General features: G+C 54.5%; 23 protein-coding genes. 5 read left to right on the forward strand and 18 right to left on the reverse strand.

Annotation, left to right across the window (positions count from 1 at the left end; all coding sequences use genetic code 11):
- Positions 1-268: 268 nt before the first annotated feature.
- Both WBG83_RS18485 and add read right to left on the reverse strand, forming a co-directional pair.
- Positions 269-1,018 carry an S-layer homology domain-containing protein gene (locus WBG83_RS18485; protein ID WP_336746771.1) on the reverse strand — a complete coding sequence of 250 codons (750 nt, stop codon included), beginning with the start codon at positions 1,016-1,018 and terminating at the stop codon, positions 269-271.
- 231 nt (positions 1,019-1,249) lie between these two features.
- The gene (gene add, locus WBG83_RS18490; RefSeq protein WP_336746773.1) at positions 1,250-2,299 is read right to left on the reverse strand and encodes an adenosine deaminase; all 1,050 of its coding nucleotides are present in this window, start codon (positions 2,297-2,299) and stop codon (positions 1,250-1,252) included.
- A 580-nt stretch (positions 2,300-2,879) separates the two neighbouring features.
- On the opposite strand from add, the gene WBG83_RS18495 reads away from it, so the two are divergent.
- Positions 2,880-3,293 (forward strand): hypothetical protein, encoded by a 414-nt coding sequence (locus tag WBG83_RS18495; RefSeq protein ID WP_336746775.1) that lies wholly within the window; start codon positions 2,880-2,882, stop codon positions 3,291-3,293.
- A gap of 302 nt (positions 3,294-3,595) precedes the next feature.
- Positions 3,596-4,375 (forward strand): Cof-type HAD-IIB family hydrolase, encoded by a 780-nt coding sequence (locus tag WBG83_RS18500; RefSeq protein ID WP_336746777.1) that lies wholly within the window; start codon positions 3,596-3,598, stop codon positions 4,373-4,375.
- Positions 4,376-4,770: 395 nt separating this feature from the next.
- Here WBG83_RS18500 and WBG83_RS18505 read toward each other — a convergent pair whose 3' ends face one another.
- Positions 4,771-5,313, reverse strand: a complete 543-nt coding sequence (locus WBG83_RS18505) for a hypothetical protein (RefSeq protein WP_336746779.1) — start codon at positions 5,311-5,313, stop codon at positions 4,771-4,773.
- A 250-nt stretch (positions 5,314-5,563) separates the two neighbouring features.
- Positions 5,564-5,917 carry a winged helix-turn-helix transcriptional regulator gene (locus WBG83_RS18510; RefSeq protein ID WP_336746781.1) on the reverse strand — a complete coding sequence of 118 codons (354 nt, stop codon included), beginning with the start codon at positions 5,915-5,917 and terminating at the stop codon, positions 5,564-5,566.
- A 198-nt stretch (positions 5,918-6,115) separates the two neighbouring features.
- Between WBG83_RS18510 and hxlA the strand changes: the two genes are divergently transcribed.
- The gene (gene hxlA, locus WBG83_RS18515; protein WP_336746783.1) at positions 6,116-6,748 is read left to right on the forward strand and encodes a 3-hexulose-6-phosphate synthase; all 633 of its coding nucleotides are present in this window, start codon (positions 6,116-6,118) and stop codon (positions 6,746-6,748) included.
- Positions 6,749-6,753: 5 nt separating this feature from the next.
- Positions 6,754-7,311, forward strand: a complete 558-nt coding sequence (hxlB, locus tag WBG83_RS18520) for a 6-phospho-3-hexuloisomerase (RefSeq protein ID WP_336746785.1) — start codon at positions 6,754-6,756, stop codon at positions 7,309-7,311.
- A 482-nt stretch (positions 7,312-7,793) separates the two neighbouring features.
- Here hxlB and WBG83_RS18525 read toward each other — a convergent pair whose 3' ends face one another.
- From WBG83_RS18525 to WBG83_RS18535, 3 genes are read right to left on the reverse strand one after another with little or no spacing between them, the layout of a single operon-like run.
- On the reverse strand, positions 7,794-8,957 hold the full coding sequence (locus WBG83_RS18525) for a Ger(x)C family spore germination protein (protein ID WP_336746787.1): 1,164 nt from the start codon (positions 8,955-8,957) through the stop codon (positions 7,794-7,796).
- Entirely contained in the window at positions 8,954-10,438 is a 1,485-nt protein-coding gene (locus WBG83_RS18530) for a spore germination protein (protein WP_336746789.1), read from the reverse strand. The genes WBG83_RS18525 and WBG83_RS18530 overlap by 4 nt, the downstream gene beginning before the upstream one ends.
- Positions 10,435-11,520 carry a GerAB/ArcD/ProY family transporter gene (locus WBG83_RS18535; RefSeq protein WP_336746790.1) on the reverse strand — a complete coding sequence of 362 codons (1,086 nt, stop codon included), beginning with the start codon at positions 11,518-11,520 and terminating at the stop codon, positions 10,435-10,437. The genes WBG83_RS18530 and WBG83_RS18535 overlap by 4 nt, the downstream gene beginning before the upstream one ends.
- Before the next feature lie 231 nt (positions 11,521-11,751).
- Between WBG83_RS18535 and queF the strand changes: the two genes are divergently transcribed.
- Positions 11,752-12,252 carry a preQ(1) synthase gene (queF, locus tag WBG83_RS18540; RefSeq protein WP_336746792.1) on the forward strand — a complete coding sequence of 167 codons (501 nt, stop codon included), beginning with the start codon at positions 11,752-11,754 and terminating at the stop codon, positions 12,250-12,252.
- Positions 12,253-12,794: 542 nt separating this feature from the next.
- On the opposite strand, the gene WBG83_RS18545 is transcribed toward queF, so the two are convergent.
- The 11 genes from WBG83_RS18545 to WBG83_RS18595 all read right to left on the reverse strand — a co-directional run bounded on the left by WBG83_RS18545 (position 12,795) and on the right by WBG83_RS18595 (position 24,309).
- Positions 12,795-13,025: an SWIM zinc finger family protein gene (locus WBG83_RS18545; RefSeq protein ID WP_336746794.1), complete on the reverse strand. Its 231-nt coding sequence runs from the start codon at positions 13,023-13,025 to the stop codon at positions 12,795-12,797.
- Positions 13,026-13,070: 45 nt separating this feature from the next.
- Complete coding sequence (locus tag WBG83_RS18550; RefSeq protein ID WP_336746796.1) at positions 13,071-13,289, reverse strand: hypothetical protein; 219 nt, start codon at positions 13,287-13,289, stop codon at positions 13,071-13,073.
- Complete coding sequence (locus tag WBG83_RS18555; RefSeq protein ID WP_336746797.1) at positions 13,286-13,885, reverse strand: response regulator transcription factor; 600 nt, start codon at positions 13,883-13,885, stop codon at positions 13,286-13,288. Before WBG83_RS18555 ends, WBG83_RS18550 begins: the two co-directional genes overlap by 4 nt.
- A complete protein-coding gene (locus WBG83_RS18560) occupies positions 13,882-15,018 on the reverse strand; it encodes a sensor histidine kinase (RefSeq protein WP_336746799.1) in 1,137 nt (378 codons plus the stop codon). The genes WBG83_RS18555 and WBG83_RS18560 overlap by 4 nt, the downstream gene beginning before the upstream one ends.
- 66 nt (positions 15,019-15,084) lie before the next feature.
- Entirely contained in the window at positions 15,085-16,143 is a 1,059-nt protein-coding gene (locus WBG83_RS18565) for a fatty acid desaturase (protein ID WP_336746800.1), read from the reverse strand.
- A gap of 232 nt (positions 16,144-16,375) precedes the next feature.
- Positions 16,376-17,443, reverse strand: a complete 1,068-nt coding sequence (locus tag WBG83_RS18570; protein ID WP_336746801.1) for a hypothetical protein — start codon at positions 17,441-17,443, stop codon at positions 16,376-16,378.
- A 42-nt stretch (positions 17,444-17,485) separates the two neighbouring features.
- A complete protein-coding gene (locus WBG83_RS18575) occupies positions 17,486-17,716 on the reverse strand; it encodes a hypothetical protein (RefSeq protein WP_336746802.1) in 231 nt (76 codons plus the stop codon).
- A gap of 43 nt (positions 17,717-17,759) precedes the next feature.
- Complete coding sequence (locus tag WBG83_RS18580; RefSeq protein ID WP_336746804.1) at positions 17,760-19,454, reverse strand: glycerol-3-phosphate dehydrogenase/oxidase; 1,695 nt, start codon at positions 19,452-19,454, stop codon at positions 17,760-17,762.
- 171 nt (positions 19,455-19,625) lie between these two features.
- The gene (gene glpK, locus WBG83_RS18585) at positions 19,626-21,116 is read right to left on the reverse strand and encodes a glycerol kinase GlpK (protein WP_336746805.1); all 1,491 of its coding nucleotides are present in this window, start codon (positions 21,114-21,116) and stop codon (positions 19,626-19,628) included.
- A 354-nt stretch (positions 21,117-21,470) separates the two neighbouring features.
- Positions 21,471-22,676, reverse strand: coding sequence for an oligogalacturonate lyase family protein (locus WBG83_RS18590; RefSeq protein ID WP_336746807.1), 1,206 nt, complete (start codon positions 22,674-22,676; stop codon positions 21,471-21,473).
- A gap of 100 nt (positions 22,677-22,776) precedes the next feature.
- On the reverse strand, positions 22,777-24,309 hold the full coding sequence (locus WBG83_RS18595; protein ID WP_336746809.1) for an extracellular solute-binding protein: 1,533 nt from the start codon (positions 24,307-24,309) through the stop codon (positions 22,777-22,779).
- Positions 24,310-24,473 lie beyond the last annotated feature (164 nt).

Genomic DNA, 24,473 nt, shown 5'->3' on the forward strand with positions numbered 1-24,473 from the left:
CGCGGAGCGCGGTGCTATCCGGCACGGAGCGCGGTGCTATCCGGCGCGGAGCGCGATGCTATCCGGCACGGAGCGCGGTGCTATCCGGCGCGGAGCGCGATGCTATCCGGCGCGGAGCGCGATGCTATCCGGCACGGAGCGCCTTCAGCTAAAGAATCACCCCCAATCCCTAAGGATTGGGGGTGATTCTGTGATCATCGCCGTCTCCGGCCAGAGCCCGTGCTCCGGCAATGATAGCCGATGATCGCCTGCGCGGAACCGGGCCGTATTACTCAGCAGCCTTGCTTGACCCGGTTTCCAGCTCTACAACGCTGTCGCTCTGTACACTGTCGCTTGGTGCGCCGTCGGTGTTCTCGCCGGCCTGAATCGCCTGGAGGCGTTCCTTGTGCTCCTCCACGAATTGGACCGCATTGTACAGCATCGCAGCCGCTTCCTCGCGGGTAACGATATGCTGCGGGTTGAAGTTTGCTTTTTCATCCAGTGCGGCGATTTTGTAAATCAAGGAACGCTGGATTGGCCCGTTCGGAAGTGTCAGCTCATTCTCGTCCGCGACAGGAATATAAATTTTGATCAACGCGTACTCGCCTGTTTTCTCCAGCGCCTGCACCAGATAGGTTACGAATTGCTCCTTGGTCATCGGCTTGCTCGGATCGATATCCGCCGGGAAGTCGGCCAGATTGGCATGGGCAATCACGAACGGCTCGGCATACCAGTCGGTATTTTTAATTTTGCTGAAGAAGCCCTCTGCGGTCGGAGCCTTGTTGAAATCAACTGCGGCCAGGCTCAGCTGCATACCTTTAACAATCATGGAGATGCCTTGGGAAGCGGTAAGCGCAGCAGTCGGCTGGAATTCCGAATCCGTCACGCCGCTCACAATTCCTTTTTCCTTCAGGGCTTCAATTTGCGTTTTGGCCGAGCTGCTCGCCAGATCGGTAAAAGCGTCTGCCGCCAAAGCCTGGCCGGCAACCGGTACGATTAAAGACAGGGACAACACGGTGGAAAACAGCATTTTTTTCATTGATTTCTCTCCTCACTATACCTCTGCTTTTTTAGTGTTCGTCCTTCCTGACGTTCGCTTTACGGGAAATGTTGCACTTTATTTCCAAAGCGGACGCCGGGTTCGGGTCCAAACTGTCCAAAAACCGGAGGCAAGCCGGTCAATACAAGGCGCTCAAATCACGTGCTTGAGGTCAGACTGAATTATTGGAGCCCCGCATCACCGGCGAGCTTGCAGGAAATTGACGGCGGCTCATTCAGCCCCGGCTTCGATCGCAGCATAGGCACGGGCAAGCTCCTTCTGCATCTGTCTTTTTTCCTGTTCCTCCAAAAACGCCGCCTCCGCCCCGTTCAGCAAAACCCGGCATATTTCCGGCAGGGTAAACTGAAATTTATCCGCAAGGATCGTCAGCTCCTTGGTCATGCTCGTGCCAGATACGGTCAAATTATCCGTATTTACCGTCAGCAGGAGGCCTTGGTCGAAATATTCCCGCACCGGGTACGCCTCCCAGCTTGCCGAAGCCTTCGTCTGGATGTTGCTGACGGGACACAGCTCCAAAGGAATACGGCGCTTGCGTACCAGCTCCAACAGCTGCTTATCCTCCTTCAAGCGCACCCCGTGTCCGATCCGGCTGGCGCCCAGTCCGGTAACAGCGCCGCTGATGCTGCCGGCCCCCGCCGCCTCGCCCGCATGGATTGTGAACGGTATTCCGCGGGAACGGGCCAAGGCGAATACCTCCCTATGCAGCTCCGGCGGGTAGCCAGCCTCCGGTCCCGCCAAATCGGCAGCCACGACACCCTGTCCCAGAAAGCGAGCCGCCGCCTCAATGACCTCCAGATTATCCTTTACTGAATGCTGCCGCATACAGATGACGATCCCCCTGGCTTTCACGCCAAATTGCGTCTCGCCCCGCTGCAATCCGGCGATAAAAGCGCCGATAACCTCATCCAGAGCCAGCCCTTTCATCTGATGCAGCCGGGGGCCGATCCGCACCTCGATGTATTTGCAGTGGTGCTGCGCCGCCTGCTCCACCACCTCAAACGCCGTTCGTTCCATAGCAGCGGCCGTTTGCAGGCAAGGAAGCACGAGATTAAATTTGTCCAGGTAGTCCGCCAGACTCGGGCAATCGCCCTCCACCTGCATATAAGGCAGCAGGCTGTCTGCATCGCCCGCAGGCAGCTTCAGCCCCTGCTCCTCGGCAAGCGCCAGCAGCGTTTGAGGCTTGACGCTCCCATCAAAATGAATATGCAGATCCACCTTGGGCAGTCTGCGCAGCACCTCCGCATCAATTCCGATCCCCATCTGACGCTCACCCCTCTGGAAAAAATCTTATTCAGTAAACTATACAATTATCAGAATATTGTAAACAAATTTCACATAATTTTGGCTTGATGCACAACGGAGAGCTTGTTTTTTGTAATTTCCCGTTCGGAATGTGTCATGGATCTGCCATAAAGAATCCGGTTCTGACCTAAGTACCATCAATAATCCCTCGAAAAGCCATGACCATAATAAAAGCTGAAGTTACATCAGCTGCTCCCGTCAACGGTTAATCTGATTTTCCTGCCGGTACACTGCCGAGCAGATTCAGACCGATCAAAATCATCCATGTCGGAAAATCGTCCATTCCTATTGTAGAATTGTAGAGATAACGCCAGAAAGCGACAGACCCCGGTTGTAACCATTATGAGCAGGAATCATTCTCAATAGGTGCTATCCCCCTATATCCATCTTATGGATGACGTGGTATTATGAGGGTGAATTCACTGGTGATGCTTCTACATTGATAACGGAAATAGAAAGGAGGAACAACCACACACAACTGCTGCTTCCCGGGCTAGACGCCCAAACTAAAATGACTCCTACGAAAGGATGATTCCTGATGAGAATGAAAAAATGGACTGCCGCACTGGCCGCTGCCGTCCTGTGCCTGATGCTTGCCGCTATGCCTGTCTCCGCCAGCTGGAGCAACTATGAGCTTCATTTGGGCGGAAGCCAGTCTTATGCTTATTCTCCGCTTTATTCCGGCCATCATCTGCTGCTTAACCTGTACGCCGATGATTACAAAAACATTTACGGCTATTACAACACGACCTACTGGACTCTTTTTGACAATAACAGCAATGTCATCGATTCCGGCGAATTCAGCTTTTATGACTATATGAATGACACCGGTGAAATGTACACGAAGGAATATTACCTGCCGGCTTCCGATGCCAATGCAGGCTTCAAGCTTGAGCTGGACTGCGGGTGGGGCTATGCTTGCTACAGCGGCGCTTACTTGTCTATCGAATAAGAACGGATATCCGAGTCCGTAAATTAAAAATATCTATCCTCCTACAATCCAATCCAAATCCAATGGAACAGGCCCACTGCTCAGTCAGGGGGCTTGTTCTGCTGCTTTCAGCCTGAGTCTGCGAGCGGCATTACACGCGATTTTTACAGCACGTGCATAGGCCGCGCGATCTGCTATGTACCCCGGTCATACGACAGGTCACGGCTGTGGCGATGGGCGCTGCGGGGATTGAACAACCGTCTAATTGTGACTATACTGAAACAAGCTGTACCAAAAGACAACAGATACCGGAGTGTGAGCACATGACCAAATCACGAAGCATGATTTTTCTGGATATCGACGGGACGCTGCTGGATCATCACAAACAGCTGCCGGCGTCCGCGAAGGAGGCGGTACAGCAGCTGAAGCAGGCGGGACACGAGGTTGCTTTTGCTACGGGCCGCTCGCCCTTTATGCTGAAGCCGCTGCGGGAAGAGCTGGGGCTTGAATCGTTTGTCAGCTTTAACGGGCAGTATGTCTCTCACCAGGGCAAGGTGATTTATACCAACCCGCTGCGAACCGATTTACTGCAAGCCTTGACGGACTATGCAGGGCGACACGGCAGCCCGCTTGTCTATATGGATCATGAGGCGATGAAAAGCAGTGCCGCGCATCACCCCTATATTGAAGAAAGCATCGGCTCGCTGCAGTTTTCCCATCCGGAGCACGATCCCCGCTATTATGCAGACCGCAGCATTTACCAGTCGATGCTCTTCTGCACCGAAGCGGAGGAAGTCCGGTATAGAGCGGATTTCCCTGAGCTTGATTTTGTGCGGTGGCACCCTTATTCCATGGACGTCCTGCCGTCCGGCGGCTCCAAGGCGCAAGGCATCGCCCAATATATCGCGAAGCTCGGATTTGCCAGGGAAGACGTATATGCCTTTGGAGACAATCTCAATGATGTGGAAATGCTGCAATTCGTCGGCCACGGCGTGGCGATGGGTAATGCGCCCGATTCCGTCAAGCAGCTGGCCCGTTACGTGACCAAGGATGTAAGTGAGGACGGGCTGGCCTACGGCTTGAAGATGGTCGGCTTGCTCTAAGCGGATTGAAGAGGACAGGCCCGGCATCAGAAGCTAGCGGTATAGCAGGAGGATGGATAGCTGGCGTGAATAGCAGCTTGAGTGAAAGTGGAGCGGCTGTTGAATCGCCTTGCAGCCTGCCCGGCTTCCTCCGGCACGGCTGAGTACAGGCGGAGAATTCGCCTAGGCCGGCACACTCCCGTTCTGCTGCTTCCATGCAGTTTATACGGTGGGGTTCGACCGACCGCCACGCAGTGCCGCAACGTGCGCCTGGGATTCGCGCGCGTTGGAAAAGCCGGCCTTTTTGTCCTGCGCTTTTTTCGACCGGAATGAAGAAACAAACCAGGCAATGCCGCGTAGTCCTGCTGCAGCAAAACGGATGACAGACCGATCCACGGCTGCACCCTGGCCTTAGACTAATCAATCGTAATCCTGTTTATGATCCCGTCAATCACTTTCGAATGAGCCTCATAGTATTCCATAGAAAGCTCAAACACAAATTCCACGGTTCCGCTCTTCGTCTCCACTTGAACCATATGGACAACGCCCTGCAGCAGCATCGGATTGTCCTTCCACTTGCTGCTGTCTTTGATTTGAAACTTCATCCAGGTCATGCGGCTGTTTATTTTTTTCTTCTCGGTTAAATCGAACACCCCGCGGAACATGCTCTTCTCTTCGTCATACAGCTTGCTGCGGTACTCATCCATTTTTTGGGGATAGGAATAAATAAAAAACAGAAAAGGCTCCCCTTGTTTAAACGGATACGTCCCGTTTTTAAAGATGTACTGAATACTCGTATCACCCTGCTGTACCACTTCCGTCCCCAATGCTTTGGGCACCCAAAAATGAATTCCATTGAACGCAAATTGCTCATCCTGATCATGATGATCCCCGCAGCCTGCCAGCCCGGCCGCAATTAGCATCAGGCACATGCCCAGCATCAACAGCTTTACACGCATAACACAATTCCTCCTTCAAAAGGATGTCAACCGATGTCAACGGAGTTATTATCGGAAAAACGGAACGGCTGGAATAGCATTGTTCTTTACAGCCGCCGGATTGTAACGGTTGTTCGCCTCGGACCCCTCCCTTTCAAGCCCTTCTCCACGCAAAAAAACGTCTCCCCGAACACCCGGGACCCTGCCCGTCCTGTTCAAAGAGACGCCGATTTTATCGCATTTTATCGCAAGCTCCAACCGGATCGGCGGCTTACTTCCAAACAACCTTTTCCCCGTATTCCTTGCCCCAGTTGTACATCAGCTGCAGAACCGGCATCAGGCTCTCGCCGTAGGCTGTCAGGCTATACTCGACCCGCGGCGGAACCTCTGCATATACCTTGCGGTACACCAGCTGGTCCTCCTCCAGCTCGCGGAGCTGGTTGGTCAGCATTTTTTGCGTAATGGACGGGATCAGCTTCTTCAGCTCACTGAACCGCTTCGTCCCCTCCAGACCCAAATGCCAAAGGATGATCAGCTTCCACTTGCCGCCAATGACAGCCAGGGTCAGCTCCTTCTCGCAATTAATTTCCTTCAGGTTAATCCGTTCCTTCAATTCCGTTGCCATCGGTATCCTCCTTCCTTTTCCGTTAAGCTGCAGATGCTGTCTATTATAGCAAACATCACGGCTGTTTACCTCCAATAGTATCCTGGAAGTAACTACACCACTTTGAAGTGCGTACTTCCGCTTTGGATAGTCTGCTACTACAATAAAGCTTGTTAGCACATGCATAACGAAATGAACGATAAAGGAGAATGTGAACATATGGAACTGCAATTGGCATTGGATTTGGTGAATATCCCGGAAGCCATCGAGCTGGTGAAGGAAGTTGAACCCTATATTGATATCGTAGAAATCGGCACACCTGTTGTTATTAACGAAGGGCTGCACGCCGTAAAAGCAATCAAGGACGCGTTCCCGAACCTGAAGGTTCTGGCTGACCTGAAAGTAATGGATGCCGGCGGCTACGAGGTGATGAAAGCATCCGAAGCCGGCGCGGACATTATCACCATTCTTGGCGTAGCCGACGATTCGACCATCCGCGGCGCGGTAGAAGAAGCAAAAAAGCATAACAACAAAATTATGGTCGATATGATCAATGTGAAGGACATCGAAGGCCGCGCCAAAGAAATTGACGCGCTCGGCGTGGACTACATCTGCGTGCACTCCGGCTACGACCATCAAGCGGAAGGCAAAAACTCCTTCGCGGATCTGAATGCCATTAAACGCGTGGTAAAACAGGCCAAAACCGCTATTGCTGGCGGCATCAAGCTGGCGACTCTGCAGGAAGTCATTCAAGCGAAGCCGGATCTGGTCATTGTGGGCGGCGGCATTACCGGACAAGCAGACAAAAAAGCTGTTGCGTCCGAAATTCAGAAGCTGGTTAAACAGGGCTAATCGCGATGCAAATCAATGAATACGCCACAGCCATTCTGGCGGAGCTTCAGCGAACCATCGAAGCCGTCTCCGGCGAAGCGGCGGAGCAGCTGGCAAAACGCCTCGTTCAGGCAGATCGGATTTTTGTCGCCGGAGCCGGACGGTCCGGGCTGATGATGAAAGCCTTTGCCATGCGGCTGATGCATCTGGGCTTACATGCGTATGTAGTGGGAGAAACCGTCACGCCGGGATTGCGGGCAAACGATGTCTTCCTGATCGGTTCAGGATCGGGAGAAACGAGAAGCCTGATCGCCATGGCCGAGAAGGCCAAACGGCTCGGAGCCGTCATCGCGCTCGTAACAATCTCCGAGGCCTCGACGCTGGGGCAGCTGGCTGATATCGTCATCCATGTCCCCGCATCACCGAAGGAGAAAGCCGATAACGGCTCCACCACGATTCAGCCGATGGGCTCATTGTTTGAGCAAAGCATGCTCCTGCTGCTGGACGCAGTAATCCTGCGGCTGATGCATACGCAAGAGCTGGACTCCTCGGCAATGTTTGATAAGCACGCCAATCTGGAATAAGCGCAAGGAGCCTTTGTCCCCCAACTCCGGAGGACGAAGGCTCTTGTTTTGTGCTTGCGCTGTGCGGTTTGTGGTGTGTTTTTGTGCTTTGCGTTTTGCGCTTAGCCTTTAGCGCTGTGCGGTTTGTGCTGTGTTTTTGTGCTTTGCGTTTTGCGCTTAGCCTTTAGCGCTGTGCGGTTTGTGGTGTGTTTTTGTGCTTTGCGTTTTGCGCTTAGCCTTTTAGCCTTTAGCGCTGTGCGGTTTGTGGTGTGTTTTTGTGCTTTGCGTTTTGCGCTTAGCCTTTTAGCCTTTAGCGCTGTGCGGTTTGTGGTGTGTTTTTGTGCTTTGCGTTTTGCGCTTAGCCTTTTAGCCTTTAGCGCTGTGCGGTTTGTGCTGTGTTTTTGTGCTTTGCGTTTTGCGCTTAGCCTTTAGCGCTTTGCGTCCTGCGTGCTGCCTCCAGCGAATCGCGCTGCCATGTCTTATGGCTGTCGGCTCAGCACAGCTTAATTGATACGGCCTTTGTATTTGCCGGTATGCAGCAGATCGACCTGAACCTCGATGCTGCGGATCGAATCCTCCTTCAGCAGAAACGGCTGCCCTTCATGCAGCCTTTTCCACATGCCCGGATTGTCCCTGTAAAAGACCTCATCCAGCTGCAGCACATCGGTCTGGATAGCGAGCCCTTTTCGATACGTGTCCTGAATTTCCCGCCTGATTACTTCCGCCGCCTGCTCCTCCAGACTCTTCTCTGACGTATCCTGAATCAACTCGTCGACATAGGCTTTGATTTTGACCTCAATGGTGAAAAAAACGTTTCCGTCCTCCAGCAGCGGACGTATCCTGGTCTGAGGCTTCACCATCACGAGCACGGCAGCGGGGTGCTGTTTATCCGGCACTGTGATGGGAGTGCGCATGAGTCGCTTTTGCAGCCAGCGATAACCCTGCAGGTCTTGTTCACCCAGCCAGCCGGCCAGTTGGTCCTCCTTGATGAAATAGGCGCCGTCTATCCGGATCATCGGCCGCGGTTCTTTGTCCATGCTCCATCCTTTCATATCGCTGGAAAGCGAAGGAATCATGACCGGCTCACTGGGCTCATTGAACATGGCGATCACCTTGTACCCGTATACAGGAAGAATAAACGACCGCTGGGTATAGATTTGCCCTGGGGTATACATGAGTGTATCCAGCGGAGACAAATTCAGAATCGACTTCCGGGTAAATAGATCCCGCAGCGGCTCCTTGGTGCCGTACAGCAAAACGTTATACCGGATTTCCCGGTACCGGTTCACCATATCGTAGGCTTCCTTCATTTTATCCGGCTGCCTCATCATGTTCTCAGTCAGCACAATCGCCTTCACATGCCCCCAAAATACCCGGATTTGCGAAGTGGCGTAAATGTCATTAAACGATTCCGAAACGGTCGTGCCTTCGCCCCGGCCGATCCATATCGGGATACTCTTCCCGAGGGATGCAGCTTCTGTCTTGGCCACATTAGTGAAGTTCAGCACCTGCACATAGCTAATGAATTTGCCGTCCGCATAATCGAATCCGATGGCCGTCACATAGGCAAGATTTTGAATATCCTTGGAATTCCAGCAGCCGCCGAGCAGGACAATCAGCAGCAGCGCCGCACACAGCGCCCTCCCTTTTCGCCATAGCCGTGTCATGACAAATCATCCTTTTGATGGTCGGGGTCGATCGGATGGAGAATCTCCGGCCTGTTCTGCATCTTGCGCCATGGCAGCCGCATAAGCGCCTGCAGCATATCCTTGAAAATCGGCGGAGACAGCGGAGACAGATAAGGCACGCCGAACGACTTCAGCTTGGACATATAAAACAATAACGCGATCAAGCCCAATATGAGACCGTACATTCCCAGAAAGCAAGCCACAAGGTACAGGCCGAGCCGAATAATACTGACCATAGTAGCCATGGTCTGGTTCACCAGTGTAACAGAGGTTACCGCCGTAACGGCGCCAACGACGACAACGGAGGGCGACACGAGACCGGCCCGAATGGCTGCGTCGCCGATGACCAAGCCGCCAATAACGGTGAGCGTTTGACCGATAGAGCTTGGCAGCCGGACCCCGGCCTCACGGAAAATCTCCAGCAGCAGCAGCAAAATGAACATCTCCATCTGCGCCGAGAACGGCAGCCCCTGCCGGGACATCGCAATGGTAGCCATCAGCCGAAACGGGAACTGATCCTGATGGTAGGCGGACAGCGCCACCCAGAACCCCGGAAGGAACAAGGTCAGCGCGAAGCTGATTAGCCGAATAAGCCGTGCGAAGGAAACATATTGAAAGCTGAAATGGATATCCTCCGGCGATTTCAAAACAAGCGGAAAGGTCGCCGGGCCGATAAGCACAAACGGGTTGCCATCCACAACGATGACGAACCGTCCCGCCAGCAGGCTTGTTACCGCATAATCCGGTCTGCCGGTGAAGTCCAGCAGCGGAAACATGGAGTACTTCGTATCCCCGAGCAGCCCCTCCAGCTGCGCCGAGCTGTTCAGCCCGTCGATATCCAGCTGATTCAACCGCGCGCGGACCTCCTCCACCAGCTTCGGCTGAATGATGTCCTGGAAGTACAAGACCGCCACCTGCGTCCGGGTTCTCCGGCCGATAACCATCGTCTCACAGCTGAGGGTGCTGCTGCGGATTCGTTTGCGGATAAGCGCCACGTTCGTTGTTATATCCTCCACAAAGCCGTCTTTGGGGCCTTTAATCGAAATTTCCGTCGACGATTCCTCGGGGCTCCGCTCCGGACGGTTGGACAAGTTCATAGAAAACAGAGCCCCCGAGGCCGGGAAGAACACGAGCAGATGGCCCAGAAACACGATATCCGCCAGCTGCTGAACGGCAGCCCCCGGTTCCACCGGGGTGAAAGGCAGCGAGCCGACAAGCCCCCGGGTCAGCAAATGATCGTCGAACCCTTTCCGTTCATACATGCGCTGCAGCTGCGGCAGCACGGTGTTGGCAATTTGCCCGGATGTGCATAAGCCTGCCGCATAAATAAACATCACCTCGGAGTCGGCCTCCTCATCGATCCGGTATACCTGCGTTTCTACATCACCCGCCGCCCGGAATGCCTCCCGAAGCGAATGCTCCGTCCAGAGATTCCCCCGCTCCCGTGTTGGTCCGTTCATGCGGCCTCCCCCTTTGCAGACTTGGCAAATAGCGAAATGAAGAGGAAAACGAACGTAAGCAAAAGGATCAGCGCCAGGGAATACGGAAAATAGATGCGATACATCCATCTATAGAAATCATCCTGGTTCACCGACACCATTGAAATAATGAAATAGCTGACCGTGATGCCGAGAATAAGGCGATGACGCCACTCGCCGCGTAAAGGTAACACATCGGCAAGAAGAAACTGCGCCAGACTCACCCGGACGCTTGCCCCCGCCAGCCATTGATATACAGTAAGGAAGTCGACATGCTCGATGTAATCCCCCAGCTTGACCAGGCGCCACTGCTCGTAGGGAGACACCATCTGCTTGGCCGCTTCCTGGGGCCCGAACTCTGTAATCGCGCCGATAATCGGGCCAAGGGTAATATAGATGAGGATCAAGGCAAGCAGCAGCAGCTGCCAGACCTTCACCTTCTTGCGTATGTGGTGCTGCAGCAGCAAAATCACGATCAGCTCCATCAGCCCGCCGCCGGTATAGATCATGCCATGAAGCACAGGCTGAAGGCCGTGCTCCAGAAAAGGCTTGAGCAGCTGGTAATCCTTGTTCTGCGTGTTCGTGATGGCTACAAAATACCCCAGCACCGCTACAGTAGGCAGCAGAATGCCTGAACTGATTGCGATGGCCTGGATGCCAAGCTTGGCGGCATAACCGCAGACGAGCACCAAAGCCAGCACCAGGGCATACCGTGGTGTTGCCGGCAAATAGTTCGTCACCGTCCAAATCGACGTATGCACCACCGTCATCGCGCCAATGAAATACAGCTGGATGCATAGCGGCGCTACAAGCAGCCAGGCAATCACCGGGTGCGTCTGCCGGGCCAGCCAGGGCTGCAGCTTATGCTGCCCGGATTTCTTCATAATAAAAACAAGCAGAGCACACCAGGGCAGCGCCCAAATCCCTGTCGTCAGGACCGTAATCCACGAATCCCTGCCCGAAGCATCCAGCAGCATCGGATTTACAATAACATGGTCTGTCAAGCCGTTCATCAGCATCAGGATCATACTGACCTGAAGCATATTTATTTTCCCGCTGCTCATTTGTCAATCCCCGCTCCTGCCCGCAGGCGAAGGATGCCCTTCATCCGCTGCTTATCCATCTAATCAAAGGATATTTTATCCTTCTTGTGTACAAATCATGCGAGCAGGCCATACCTCAGGACAAGACCATCGCGGTCTTCCGCGGGACATGGTTTTTTCGTGCAATTCCAGACAAGCTGTGGTATAGTACGAAGGAAAAAACGGACGACGTCACATAAAGGAGGAGATTCGATGTCCGCAGGAAGAACCAATGAGGAATTGAAGGATATTACCCTTCTGGGAAATCAGGGGACCCAATATATTTTTGACTATGATCCGAAGCTGCTGGAGTCCTTCGACAACAAGCACCCGGACCGCGCTTATTTCGTCAAGTTCAACTGTCCGGAGTTTACCAGCCTGTGCCCCATGACGGGACAGCCGGATTTTGCCACCATCTATATTTCCTACATTCCCGACCGGAAAATGGTCGAAAGCAAATCCTTAAAGCTGTATTTATTCAGCTTCCGGAACCATGGCGATTTCCACGAGGACTGCGTCAACATTATCATGAACGATCTGATTGCTCTTATGAATCCATGGTACATTGAGATTTGGGGCAAATTCACGCCGCGGGGCGGCATTTCCATCGACCCGTATTGCAACTGGGGCCGTCCGGGCACCAAGTACGAGGCGATGGCCGAGCACCGGCTGATGAATCATGATTTATACCCGGAAAAAATCGACAACCGGTAACATTTCATAACCGTATGTGCAAGCAATTGGCCCTTCTCTCCCGCTGACAGGATCAGCCTGGAGTTGTGAAGGGCCTTTTTCCTGAGCTGGAGCCGTCCCGGCCTCCTCTCGCCTTCGATTCGTTTGCAGCAAGCGGCCAAGGCAGGGACCCACCCGCCTTGGCCGCATATTGATTGCCATTAGAACGCCCTACGCCAGCTCCACCCCGGATTCACGCTGCAGCCCGGCCGTCTGTCCGGTGCCCCGTTCACTAATCATCAGAATGTCCCGGATATCCTGCTCGGTTAAGACAGACAGGGCTTCCTGTCCCGGCTGAATGACCTCGTCGATGCAGGCTGGCCGTCAGCCGCGCTTCTCTCCTCCGGGCTCCCGCCGCTCCTTCGGGTGAAGCTGTGAAGCGGGGGGTAAGGACTCCCTCCCTCTCGCTGCTCCCGTCTTCCCGGTGAAGCAAGGACGGAAATACGCGAACCGGCACGCTTCCCTCGCGCTGAAGCTCCAACATTTGCAGCAGAACCGCAGCAATATGCTTGCAGTATCCCGGATTAAGCATCAAAGGCAGGGCAGGTGCATTCCGCACGCACATCCCCGTTCCGATCCAGCTCGGCATGAACGCGGTACATCCCGCTCCCCGTTACTGAAGCCTCATACACCGGCCGATCCGGATCATAATCAGCCAGCCGCACCTTTCCGGCACGATAGTCGCTTTCTCCCTGCTCAAAGGAAGCCTGCCCGCACACCAGCCTGATGAACCGTTCTGTCAAAGGAGCGCTCATGTTCACGAATCCTTTCTTTGATTCAATATAAATGGTGCCAATCCTCTACTCGTTATGATACCAGAAACACCAGAACAGGCCGAAAAAAAGAATCCATAAAAACAACCCCCAGGACCGGATAATCACGGTCTTGAGGGTTAACTGCTTGACATAGCTGCTGCTGCAAAGGAGCTTCTTGGGAGTCCCATCCTTCAGGCCGTCCGCCGAATCCAGCAGCGCCACAGGGCGCAGGGAAGACGGCGCCGTCTTTACCGGACGGTTCATTTGAACCAGCCCTTCTCCTTAAACTGCGTAATTGCTTCAATCCGGTTGCTCACGTTCAGCTTATCCAGGATCGCCGAGATATAATTGCGGACGGTCCCCGTCGTAATATAAAGCTCGCTGGCAATCTCCTTCGTGTTTTTCCCGTCCGCGATCAGGTTCAGAACGGCCTTCTCCCGCTCCGTCAGCGGATTCTCCTGGCCGTATGCCTCATCGACAAGCTCTGGGGCGTAGACGCGCCTGCCCGCCATGATACTGCGGATAGAGCTCGCCAGCTCCTCGCTGGGGCTATCCTTAAGCAAGTATCCGTGGGCGCCGGCACGCAGCGCGCGACCGAAGTAGCCGGAACGTGCAAACGTGGTCAAAATCATGACCTTGCAGCCCGTCCCCTTTAATTCCTCCGCCGCCTCAAGCCCGCTCTTCCCCGGCATCTCGATATCCATAATACAAATATCCGGCTGATGGAGCTGGACCAGCTTCACCGCATCCTCGCCGTTACCCGCTTTTCCGACGACCTTCATGTCTTCTTCCAGATCCAGCAGGGAAGCAAGCGCGCCCAGCAGCATCCGCTGGTCCTCGGCAATCACGATTCGAATCATATTCCCGCCTCCTTTTCCGGTGGTTTGAACACGTTCGGCACTTTAATCACGATCATCGTTCCCTGATTAGAAGCAATCTCCATGCTCCCGTTCACAAATTCAAGCCGTTCCTTCATCCCGCGCAGGCCGTTGCCCCGCAAGCTGGCCGTCTCATTCAGCATGCCGTTGCCGTCATCCTTCACCCGCACGACGAGCTCCGTCCGCGAAGGCTCGATGCTGATCCGGCAGGTCGAAGCGCTGCTGTGCTTGACCACATTCGTTACCGCTTCCTTCAGACACATGCTGAGCACGTTTTCCGCCATCAGCGAGGTGTCCACCAGCTTGGGGTCCCCATCCAGAATGAACTGGATTTCCGCCGCCTTGCAAATTTGCTCAACCCGGAATATTTCATCCTCCAGCTTCGTCCCGCGCATCTCGGTAACCATATCCCGGACTTCCTTTAAGGCAATCCGGGCCGTCTGACGGACCTCATTCATTTCAAGCTGAGCCTGTGCCGGGTTTTTGCTGATCAGCTTTCCGGCCAAATCGCTTTTGAGGCCGATAAGTGACAGCTTCTGGCCCAGCGTGTCATGCAAATCCCGGGCAATCCGCTGCCGCTCCTCCAGCTTCACCAGCTCCGAAATCCGCTTATTGGCATCCTCCAGCTGTTCCTCCAGCCGGTCCCGTTTGATCCGGTCATGAGTGGTCACAGGCAGCAAAATCACCGCGATTGTACTGACGAGCACGAAGGGCAGCTGGCTCATAAACACCGGATTTTGCTTCACGAAGACCAAATTGACCGTCACCAGCGTCGTAATCAGATGAATGGAGTACAAGGTGATGAACCCGACCTTATGCTGAATATTCCCGATAAAAAACGCCAGGAACAGCGCAAAGTACACATAGCCGAACAGCAGGGTCATCGTAATGGAAATAACGACCTGAACTCCTGTCCAGAAGTACATCAGCCAGCCTTTGGAAAGGAAAGACATCGCATAGCATATGAAAAAAACAACAATCATTACGATCCCGATAACCACCTCGAAGGTAGAGGAGGACCGGAAAATGAAATAAAAGGGAAGGATGTAGAAGACCACCCATATATAAGGGCTGAGACCGGTGTTTTTGTGAAAAATCTGATACCACTTCTGCATGGCCGTTCATCCTTTGTTCTTCGTCCGTAAAGCTCCTTCTATCGTACCACAAAGAGAAGATCCGCGTTACTTTCCTTGCCAAGCTGGAAGCCGTTTACTGCCGCTGTCCGCAGCGGCGGCGGCCTCTTTGCCGCTCACGCGCTTGATGCCCTTGAAGCTGACGAACCGTTTATTGTGCTCATCCCACAGGTGAAAACGCAACGACTCCAGACTCGTCCGAAGTGTAATGGTGGTCGCCTTCTGCAGCGGCGGCGTAGCGTCATGGGCCTTCTCCAGATTATAGTTCGGTACCCGCGGGCTTAAGTGATGAACATGATGGAACCCGATGTTCCCGGTAATCCATTGCAGCACCCGCGGCAGCTTGTAATACGAGCTGCCCTCAACCGCAGCCTTCACATAGCTCCACTCTTCTTCATTCTCGAAGTACGATTCCTCAAACTGATGCTGCACATAAAACAGCCAAATCCCAAGCAGACCGGAAACAAAAACAATCGGACCCTGCACCAGAACGAAGGCTTCCCAGCCCATCGCCCAAATTAACAAGGCATAGAGGCCGACGAGCAGCACATTGGTCAAATAGTTGGCAAGACGCTCCTTGCGCCGGGCGCCCTTGCGGTTGAAGCGGTATTGAATCCCGAATACAAATATCGGGCCCAGTCCGAACATAATCAGCGGATTCCGGTACAGCCGATAAGCAATCCGCCGCCATAACGGGGCCGAAACATACTCGTCAACCGTCATAATCCAAATGTCGCCGACCCCGCGCTTGTCGAGATTGCTGCTCGTAGCGTGATGAATGGCGTGACTGTTTTTCCACTGCTCATACGGGCAAAGCGTCACTACGCCGAGAATCGTGCCAACAATATCGTTGGCCGCACGGCTTTTAAAAAACGACTGGTGGCAGCAATCATGAAAAATGATAAACGTCCGGACGACAAAGCCGCCGGTCACAATCGCCAGCAGAATTGTAAGCCAGTACGAAACGTTCAGGCTGAGATAAGTCCCATACCAGAGCAGAAGCAGCGGTATCACTGTATTCAAAAGCTGGCGGATGCTTGATTTAGTATCCGTTACCTCATACGGGGCGACCGTCTTTTTTAGTTGAGCAATGTTGGATTGATGCAAGCGAGCTTCCTCCTCGATACGACGCGCCGTGAGCGTGTTGAAACACCAGACGCATATTCTACACTAAGTATAGAAAAATTCGTCCATGCGCTGAAGTCATAAACGTCAAGTCGAGGGGATGACAAATGTCATGGGTCTAGGAATAATTCCCTAGTTTTTGATAATCAACCCAGTCTGAATGCTCCGTGCCGCCCTTTCAGGTGCGCCACCCGCTACCGGCTTGCAGCCGTGATTACCTCCTTACTCTTTTTCGAATGATGAGGTAACCGGCAAGCAGCACTGCCGCTACCGCTGTATCAACGAATCCAACAAAGATACCGCGAAAGGGATACCCTCCTATGTTGGTAATAAAATACGCTACAAAAGCAAACACACCCACGATTCCCGCCGCAAAAATCCATTCGCGCCGAAAATACAACGTCAAGCCGGCCAGCAGCGCCAGCAGCACGAACGCCACGCCAAGCACAGCGCTATTGTGAACGGTCTGCAGGTTGATGGGAACGAACAAGCGCTTCGTATCCGCATAAGAGAAATACCACTCTGTCTCGGGCAGGCGATCCAGCTGTGCCGCATAGCTTCCCGCTCCCGACGGAGTCAGCGGCAGATTCGAGCTGAGCGCATAGCCGGGCTGCGGAAGCCGGACCTCCAGCTGCACCTGCGGCTCGCCCTTCCAGTACTGCGCCGGGGTCATATAATACAGATGGGAAAATACCGGATTAATGACACGCCTGTCATACATTCCGCCGGCATCCTCATACTGAATCGTAATTTGCTTCATCTCCTCCGGCTCGAACCGAAGCGTAAACTTCGCGCCAACCAATCGGCCATCCTGCCAGCCATCACCGAGGAACAGCTGCTCTGTTCCGCTCACCGGCTCCGTTACCGTCCGCTTGACCTGCGGCTCCCAGTTCGCAAGCTGCAAATCGGACACGATCGCAGCCGGAATCGAATCCGATCCGGACTGAACACGCAGCTCCCGGGAGGATGGGGTGACGAACATGACCTCCGCCGTCTCCGGCTCCCGGCCGGTATGCTGCAGCGTATAGCGCACCTCTACCTGAGCATCGTGCCGGGAGGCTTGCGAATGATCAGGCATGGTGAACGTTACATGCTCCCGGATTAGACGAACCGGGGAGTCCGTGTCGAATTGCAGCGCGCCGGCTCCGTCAGCCGGGTAATACAGCGGACCGCCATTGGCGGCCGTCATAAGCGGAGCCAGCCACAAAACCAGCAGCGCCACCGCCGGCAGCCACCGCCGCCTCCATCGTATCCGTCGTCCTGTCCGCAAAGGCAGGTTCATCCCGATCCCTCCACTTATGTTGTGATACTTCCAAGTATACCATCATTTGGGCCCGATGAGCTTCATTTCCTGGCCAGGGGCTGCCGCTGTAAGCAGACGATCCTGCAGAAATAAGAAAGACAGACTGCGATACATCCTGCAGTCTGTCTTGAACCGGTACACGTAACCAGGTTGCCGATCCGGTGACAGCAGCCCGGCATCCGCGAGATTGCCGTTTGCAATCGCTGCGCGCTTCGTCCTGCGCGCAGCCCCCGGCGCACGGTATGGCCTCATATGACGATGTCCACCCTATGTCCGGCTCACTCTGTGTAAAGCATCAGCCGGACCGGGCTGCGGAGGCTTCCGCCTCCCTCTCTAGCGGAACCACCGCATCGTGCAGGTGCCGCTCAAGCTCTGCCGTATAGGCTTGCTTGTGCTCCCCGCTCCATCCGAGCCGCTGCGCCATCAGCTCAATGACCGCCTGCTTGTGCGCATGCACCCAGCCAATGTCGAAAAACAGCGCCCCGGTGCGCCGAATGAAGAAATCGGCGGGCGTAACCGTCATTTCCTCGTCCATGGCGTAAAGCAGCATACACAGCGCGTCCAAGGGGAGCCCCGATTCGGCCGCCGTCTCCCTGCCCCCGGCAGCGAAGCTGTAGACACGGTCCGCATTGGAGCCGTATCTGCGGACCAGCCGTTCCGCCTGCTCCGGGGTAAAGCCGTATTTCAGCGCTTCCTCCGCCTTCTTGCGAATGAAATGCGGAAATTGCTCAGGCCCGCCCACATCGCCCCCCGAAATCGGCCTGTTCCTGGTGGTGCAGGAAGCAAACGTTTTGCCGCGCTCCTGCTGAAGCAGCCTGGCGACCAGGTCAACGACCATTTCCGCCATTTTGCGGTATCCGGTCAGCTTCCCTCCGGCGATCGTAATCAGGCCCGACGGGGACTGCCAAATTTCATCCTTACGGGAAATTTCCGAGGCTTTTTTCCCTTCCTCGTAAATTAACGGGCGAAGGCCGGTCCAGCTCGATTCAATATCGTCCGCCTTCATATCCAAGGCCGGGAACATATAATGAATCGCATCGAGTATATACTGGCGGTCAGCCAAGGTCATTCGCGGGTTCGTTATCTCCCCGCGGTAAACGGTATCTGTCGTGCCGACATAGGTTTTGCCGTCCCGGGGAATGGCGAATACCATTCGTCCATCCGGGGTATCGAAATAAACGGCCTGCCGCAGAGGGAACCGCTGTTGATCAATCACCACGTGAACGCCTTTGGTCAATTGCAGAAACTTGGTGTGCCTGGAGCGGTCCAGCTCCCGCAGCGTATCCACCCACGGGCCGGCCGCATTGACGATTTTATCCGCATACAGGGTGATGGTTCCGCCGTTAATCCGATCGGTTACCCGGACGCCGGCAGCCACTCCGCCCTCATAAATAAGCGACTCCGCCCGGGCATAGTTCACTGCGGCCGCTCCCTGCCGCACCGCTTCCTTCATGACTTCAATCGTCAATCGGGCATCGTCGGTCCGGTATTCCACATACACCCCGCTGCCCTTCAGCCCTTCCTGCTTCACAAGCGGCTCCCGCCCGATTGTCTCCCGGACATTCAGCATCCTGCGCCGTTCGCTTCGCTTCACGCCCGCCAAGAAGTCATACAGCCGCAGGCCCAGCGAGGTGCTAAGCTTGCCGAACGTGCCACCTGTGTGAAAAGGCAGCAGCATCCATTCGGGCGTTGTCACATGAGGGCCGTTCTCATATACGACCGCCCGCTCCTTCCCGACCTCGGCCACCATCTTCACCTCAAGCTGCTTCAGATAACGCAGCCCCCCATGGACAAGCTTCGTCGAGCGGCTCGATGTCCCCGCTGCAAAATCCTGCATCTCCACAAGTGCAGTTCGCATCCCGCGGGCGGCTGCATCCAGCGCGATGCCCGCTCCCGTAATGCCCCCGCCGATGACAAGCAAATCGAACCGTTGACTATCCATTTCTTCCAACCATGCTTCCCGCTGAAGACTGGAAAATGCTGTGGTCATGTGGGCTTCCCCTCCGTTGTTGTCGGACTCTCCGAGCCGCATTAAATGGAAATGAAGTGTTCATAAGCCTTGGCGCCAGCGGAAGGCAGCCGTAATCAGGTCCAGATCATCGGCATTATCGATGACATGCCAGAGCTTGCGGCTTCTGTTCATCAGGCACGCCTCTGTTGATTATTTGAAAGTCATACATGCCTTTACAGCCTTCTTCCAGCCGAGATACAGATCGCTGCGCACCGATTCCGTCATCGACGGGGTGAAGGTGCGGTCCTTTCTCCACTGCTTCATAATGTCGGATTGATCCTGCCAAAAGCCGATCGCCAGCCCCGCCAAATAGGCCGCGCCCAGCGCCGTCGTTTCATTCACGATCGGACGGTCCACCGGAACGTTCAAAAGATCGCTCTGGAACTGCATCAGGAAATTGTTCTTCACAGCCCCGCCGTCCACCCGCAGCGCCTTCAGGGAAATGCCCGCATCGCTCTCCATTGCAGTCAGCACATCCTTGGTCTGGTAGGCCAGCGACTCCAGGGTCGCCCGGATGAAATGCGCCTTGGTCGTCCCGTGCGTTAGCCCAAACACCGCCCCCCGCACTTCGCTGTCCCAATAGGGAGTGCCCAGACCGACCAAGGCGGGCACAACATACACCCCGTCCGTGGATTCAAGCTGCGCCGCATACTGCTCGCTCTCCCGCGCATCCTGCAGCATGTTCAGCCCATCCCGGAGCCACTGGATGGCGGACCCGGCTACAAAAATGCTGCCCTCCAGCGCATACTCGATTTTGCCGTTGAGCCCCCAGGCTATCGTCGTTAGCAGCCCGTGCTGCGACTTGACGGCTTTCTCGCCCGTATTCATCAGCATAAAGCAGCCTGTGCCGTACGTATTTTTGGCTGTTCCTGCCTCGAAGCATGCTTGGCCGAACAGGGCCGCCTGCTGATCTCCGGCAGCGCCGGAAATCGGAATGCGCTGCCCCGCGAACAAGCCGTCCGCCGTATGACCGTACAGGTAAGAGGAGGGCTTCACCTCGGGCAGCATACACTTCGGTATTTGCAGCAGCTCCAGCAGCTCAGCATCCCACTGCCGCTCGTAAATATTGAACAGCATCGTTCGCGACGCATTCGAGTAGTCGGTCGCATGCACTGCCCCGCCGGATAATTTCCAGATGAGCCACGTATCTATAGTCCCGAATAGCAGCTCGCCTCGCCCTGCTCTCTCTCGGGCGCCCTCCACGTGGTCCAGAATCCACCGCAGCTTGGTGCCGGAGAAATAAGCATCAAGGATCAGCCCTGTTTTATCCTGAATCAGCCGCTGATGGCCCGCTTCTTTTAACCGGCTGCACAGCTCTGCGGTTTGCCGCGATTGCCAAACAATAGCGTTGCAGATCGGATTACCGGTTTCCTTGTCCCAAACGACCGTCGTTTCCCGCTGATTCGTAATACCGATGGCCGCAATCTGCGACGGACCGATACCGGCCTTCTGCAGGCAGGCGGAGATGACAGATACAATCGTTTGCCAGATTTCATCGGCATCGTGCTCCACCCAGCCCGGCTTCGGATAATGCTGGGTAAACTCCGTTTGAGCCGAGGCCACAATTTCGCTATTGCCGTTGAATAGAATCGCTCGCGAGCTGGTCGTACCTTGATCCAAAGACAAAATATAAGAAGCCACAGGTTTCCCCCCTATACAAGGATAAACAGCTTGCCTGTTTAAGTTGAACGAATTGGAAGCGCAATAATTGCCTGCTTTTAATGCGATTATACCAGATGAACCGGGATATGGTTTTTCGTTCATTGCCATACCTTTATCCAATCCTGCTCAGGCGCGCCGCGCTTTTGATAAGCAGTCCATGCTATAGGCCCATGAACCGGAGGAGGATTTACCCTGTTTCCTCTGGTCGTGGTTACAACACAGGACGCCTTCAGCCCATGCATATCATGGTTCTGAAGGCGTCCTGCGCATGCGGGAACAAGGCCCTTATGAAAATATAAAAGGCTGCATCGGGTCCATGACCGGGCTACAGCATCATACCTGGACCTCCTGCTCCTTCGGACGGACAGGCAGCGTCTCGAAATCCGGGACATCCACCATGTACAAATTCCCGTACCCGGACATATCGCTCGTAAACAGCACCTGCTGGCCGTCCGGACTTAACCGCGGATGCACGTGAAGCTTCTGCGAGTGAAAGCTGCCCCGGTGCTTGCACAATATGCGCGGCCCTTCAAAGCCGTCTCCCGTATTGCGCCACACCTGCAGCGTATCCTGATACTGTGTGCCGTGATAGGCGCTCGTCTGCTGCCCGTCGCCGACAACGAACTGCATGTCGTTGGAGTGGACGTGCATATTTTGGAACGGGAAGCTGTAGTCGTGAACCTCGCTGTTGTCATAGCGGACCGCCCCGATAATTTTGCCGTCGTGGTTGGTCAGCGAGCCTGTAAAGCCGTGATAACCGATATGAATACCGTCTGCCAGCCAATATTCGTGACCGACATATTCCTTCTCCCGGTTGTCCCGCACCTTCCAGACCCGGCCCGTCTCGATATCCAGCACCCAGATGCGGTGATCAATCAAATCCCACGGCCCTTCATGGCAAAAGGTCAGCAAATTCGCCTGTGTCGGGGACGTATTAATGTGCCCGATCCATACCCGTTCCTCGTGCAGCTTGGTCACCGTGCCGTCTGACAGCGAGAGCGCCATAATGGCGCAATGGGGCCTTGCGGCAAAATACTGCTCGAAGCCCAGATAGCCGTTCCCCATATCGGTCGGAAACCGGCCGGACATATCCTCATTAATACCGAAACAGAGCTTACGCCCGTCGGCGGTGCAGCTCATGCTGCCGAAATTGTAGCCCTCGGGCACGGTATACAGGCTGCGCTCCTCCATCGTCAGCAGGTTCAGCGCAAGGATCGAGCGCTCATAGACGAAGAAAGCCTCTTCTCCGCCCGGATGCAGGAAGGTATCCTGAATACGGGCATGACGCCCGCGGGTAAGGTCCGTAAGCTGTGTCATCTCTCCGCTGTGCAAATCCATGCTGTACAGGTTCGCCACGTTCTCCCGTTCGGAAGCAAACAGCAGCTTGCCATTTCCATAAAAGCTGTTGTTGGTAAAATAAATGTGAAAGCTGTGCGCGCAATAATCGGTCAACTGGGTCACTGTCACCCCGGTCAGCACATCTTGAAACTGCCGCTTCTCGGAAGGCCATACGGTGCCTTTGCCTTGTCTGTTTGCCATCGTAGTTGTCGCTCCCTTTTACGGATCTTGAATCAGGTTACCTAGAACATAAGTCCAGCCGCGGCTAACGGCTGGACTCGGCTTATAGGCTGCGTACGTCTTACTTCTTCGCTTCCGCGTAGGCGGCATTCATTTCTTTGATATATTCACTGCCACCGTTTTTCTTCCAAAGCTCCATTTCAGCCTGGAAGCCGGCTTCATCAATTTTGCCGACGATGAACTTGACACGCGCGTCTTCAACGAGCTGGTCCAGCTGCGCGCCTTTTTGCGTGTACGTGTTCGAGATTAACGGCTCGCCCGGATTCGGCACAACCAGTTTCTCGTTAGCCGCCTTGACCTGGTTTGCTTTGTCACGCAGCGGGGTTCCGGCTTTAAATGCCGTGTCCAGCACGTTCGGCACGCCGATGGCCAGCTGATTGAAGCTCTTGATGCTGATATCGGCTGCTTGCGGCGAATCCGAGGTCAGAATCGTTACCAGCTTGCCATCCTCAATCTTGTAGTGAGTGCCTTCAATACCATAGGTCATCATAATTTGCTTGTCTTTGTCTGAAATTTTGTCAAAGAAGTTCAACACCTTTTTCAAATCGGCTTCCGTTTTGACGGTGGATTTGGAAATCAGGAAAATACCGCCATAGCCGGTTGTCGCCGGGGTTTTGCCGTTAATCGCCGGGATGATGTCCATCTCGCCCTTCAAGCCGCCGGCTTTTATTTTCTCGTCAATCTGGTAGGAACGGTCGACGACGTCTACAGCTACGCCGGCCTGGCCGTTAATAATCGGATCGTTCCACTTGGCGGAATCATATACCGCAAAGTCCTGGTTCACCAGCTTCTCATCATACAGCTTTTTGAAATATTTCAGCGCGGTCATATATTCCGGCGTCAAATGAGCGGGAACGAGCTGGCCGTCCTTGCCGATGCCCCATTTGTTCGGAACCCCGAACCAGCTGTGCATAATATCCCACGGACCGGCATATTTGGTCACAACCATGCCGTAGGTGTCGTCCTTGCCGTTTTTGTCCGGGTCCTTTTCCTTGAACGCCTTCAGCATTTCATAGAATTCATCCGCCGTTTTAGGCTCGCTCAGCCCGACATTCTGCAGCCAATCCTTCCGGTACGAAATAGCAAAGCGCCCCAGCGGTCTTGCCGTGTACAGCCCGTAGACCTTGCCGCCGACAGAAATATTGTTCAGGATGGTCGCGTTCATCTGGCTCAGGTTCGGATAATCCTTCAGATACGGTCCAATCTCCCAGAAGGCTCCGCCCTTAATCGCGTTCAAGATGGCGGGCAGCTTCGCATTGGAGGTGAAAATCACCGCAGGCAGCGTGCCCGAAGCAAGCGTAATGTTCAGTTTATCGTTATAGGAAGCATCCGGGGTAAACAAAATCTCCAGCTTCGTGTTCGTATATTGCTCGAACTCCTTCCAGATTTTGCTCTCCGCAGTAATCGGATCGTTCTGGAAGCTCTTCATCATAATCGTCATTTTATAAGGCTCTTCCTTGCCGGATTGGGCCTGACCGGTTCCTGTCGCGCCGTCCGGCGAGCTGCTGGAGCTGCAGCCAGAGAAAACGCTTACAGATAAAGCAAGACTCAACACCAATGCACCCATTTTGCTATACTTCGGATTCCATTTCATACAATAAACCTCCCTTTTTGGATTGGCTGACACCAAAATTATATGTTTACGCACATCGCGCTCACGGAAAGACCGGCTGCTCCGGTAACCGCTCCGTCCCGCGCCGGTCTGATGATGCGGCTGGGACAAGAGCGTCTTGTGTGCCCCGTGAAGCAGAGATATGC

Source organism: Paenibacillus sp. y28, assembly GCF_037137075.1.
Taxonomy (GTDB): Bacteria; Bacillota; Bacilli; order Paenibacillales; family NBRC-103111; genus JBBBNV01.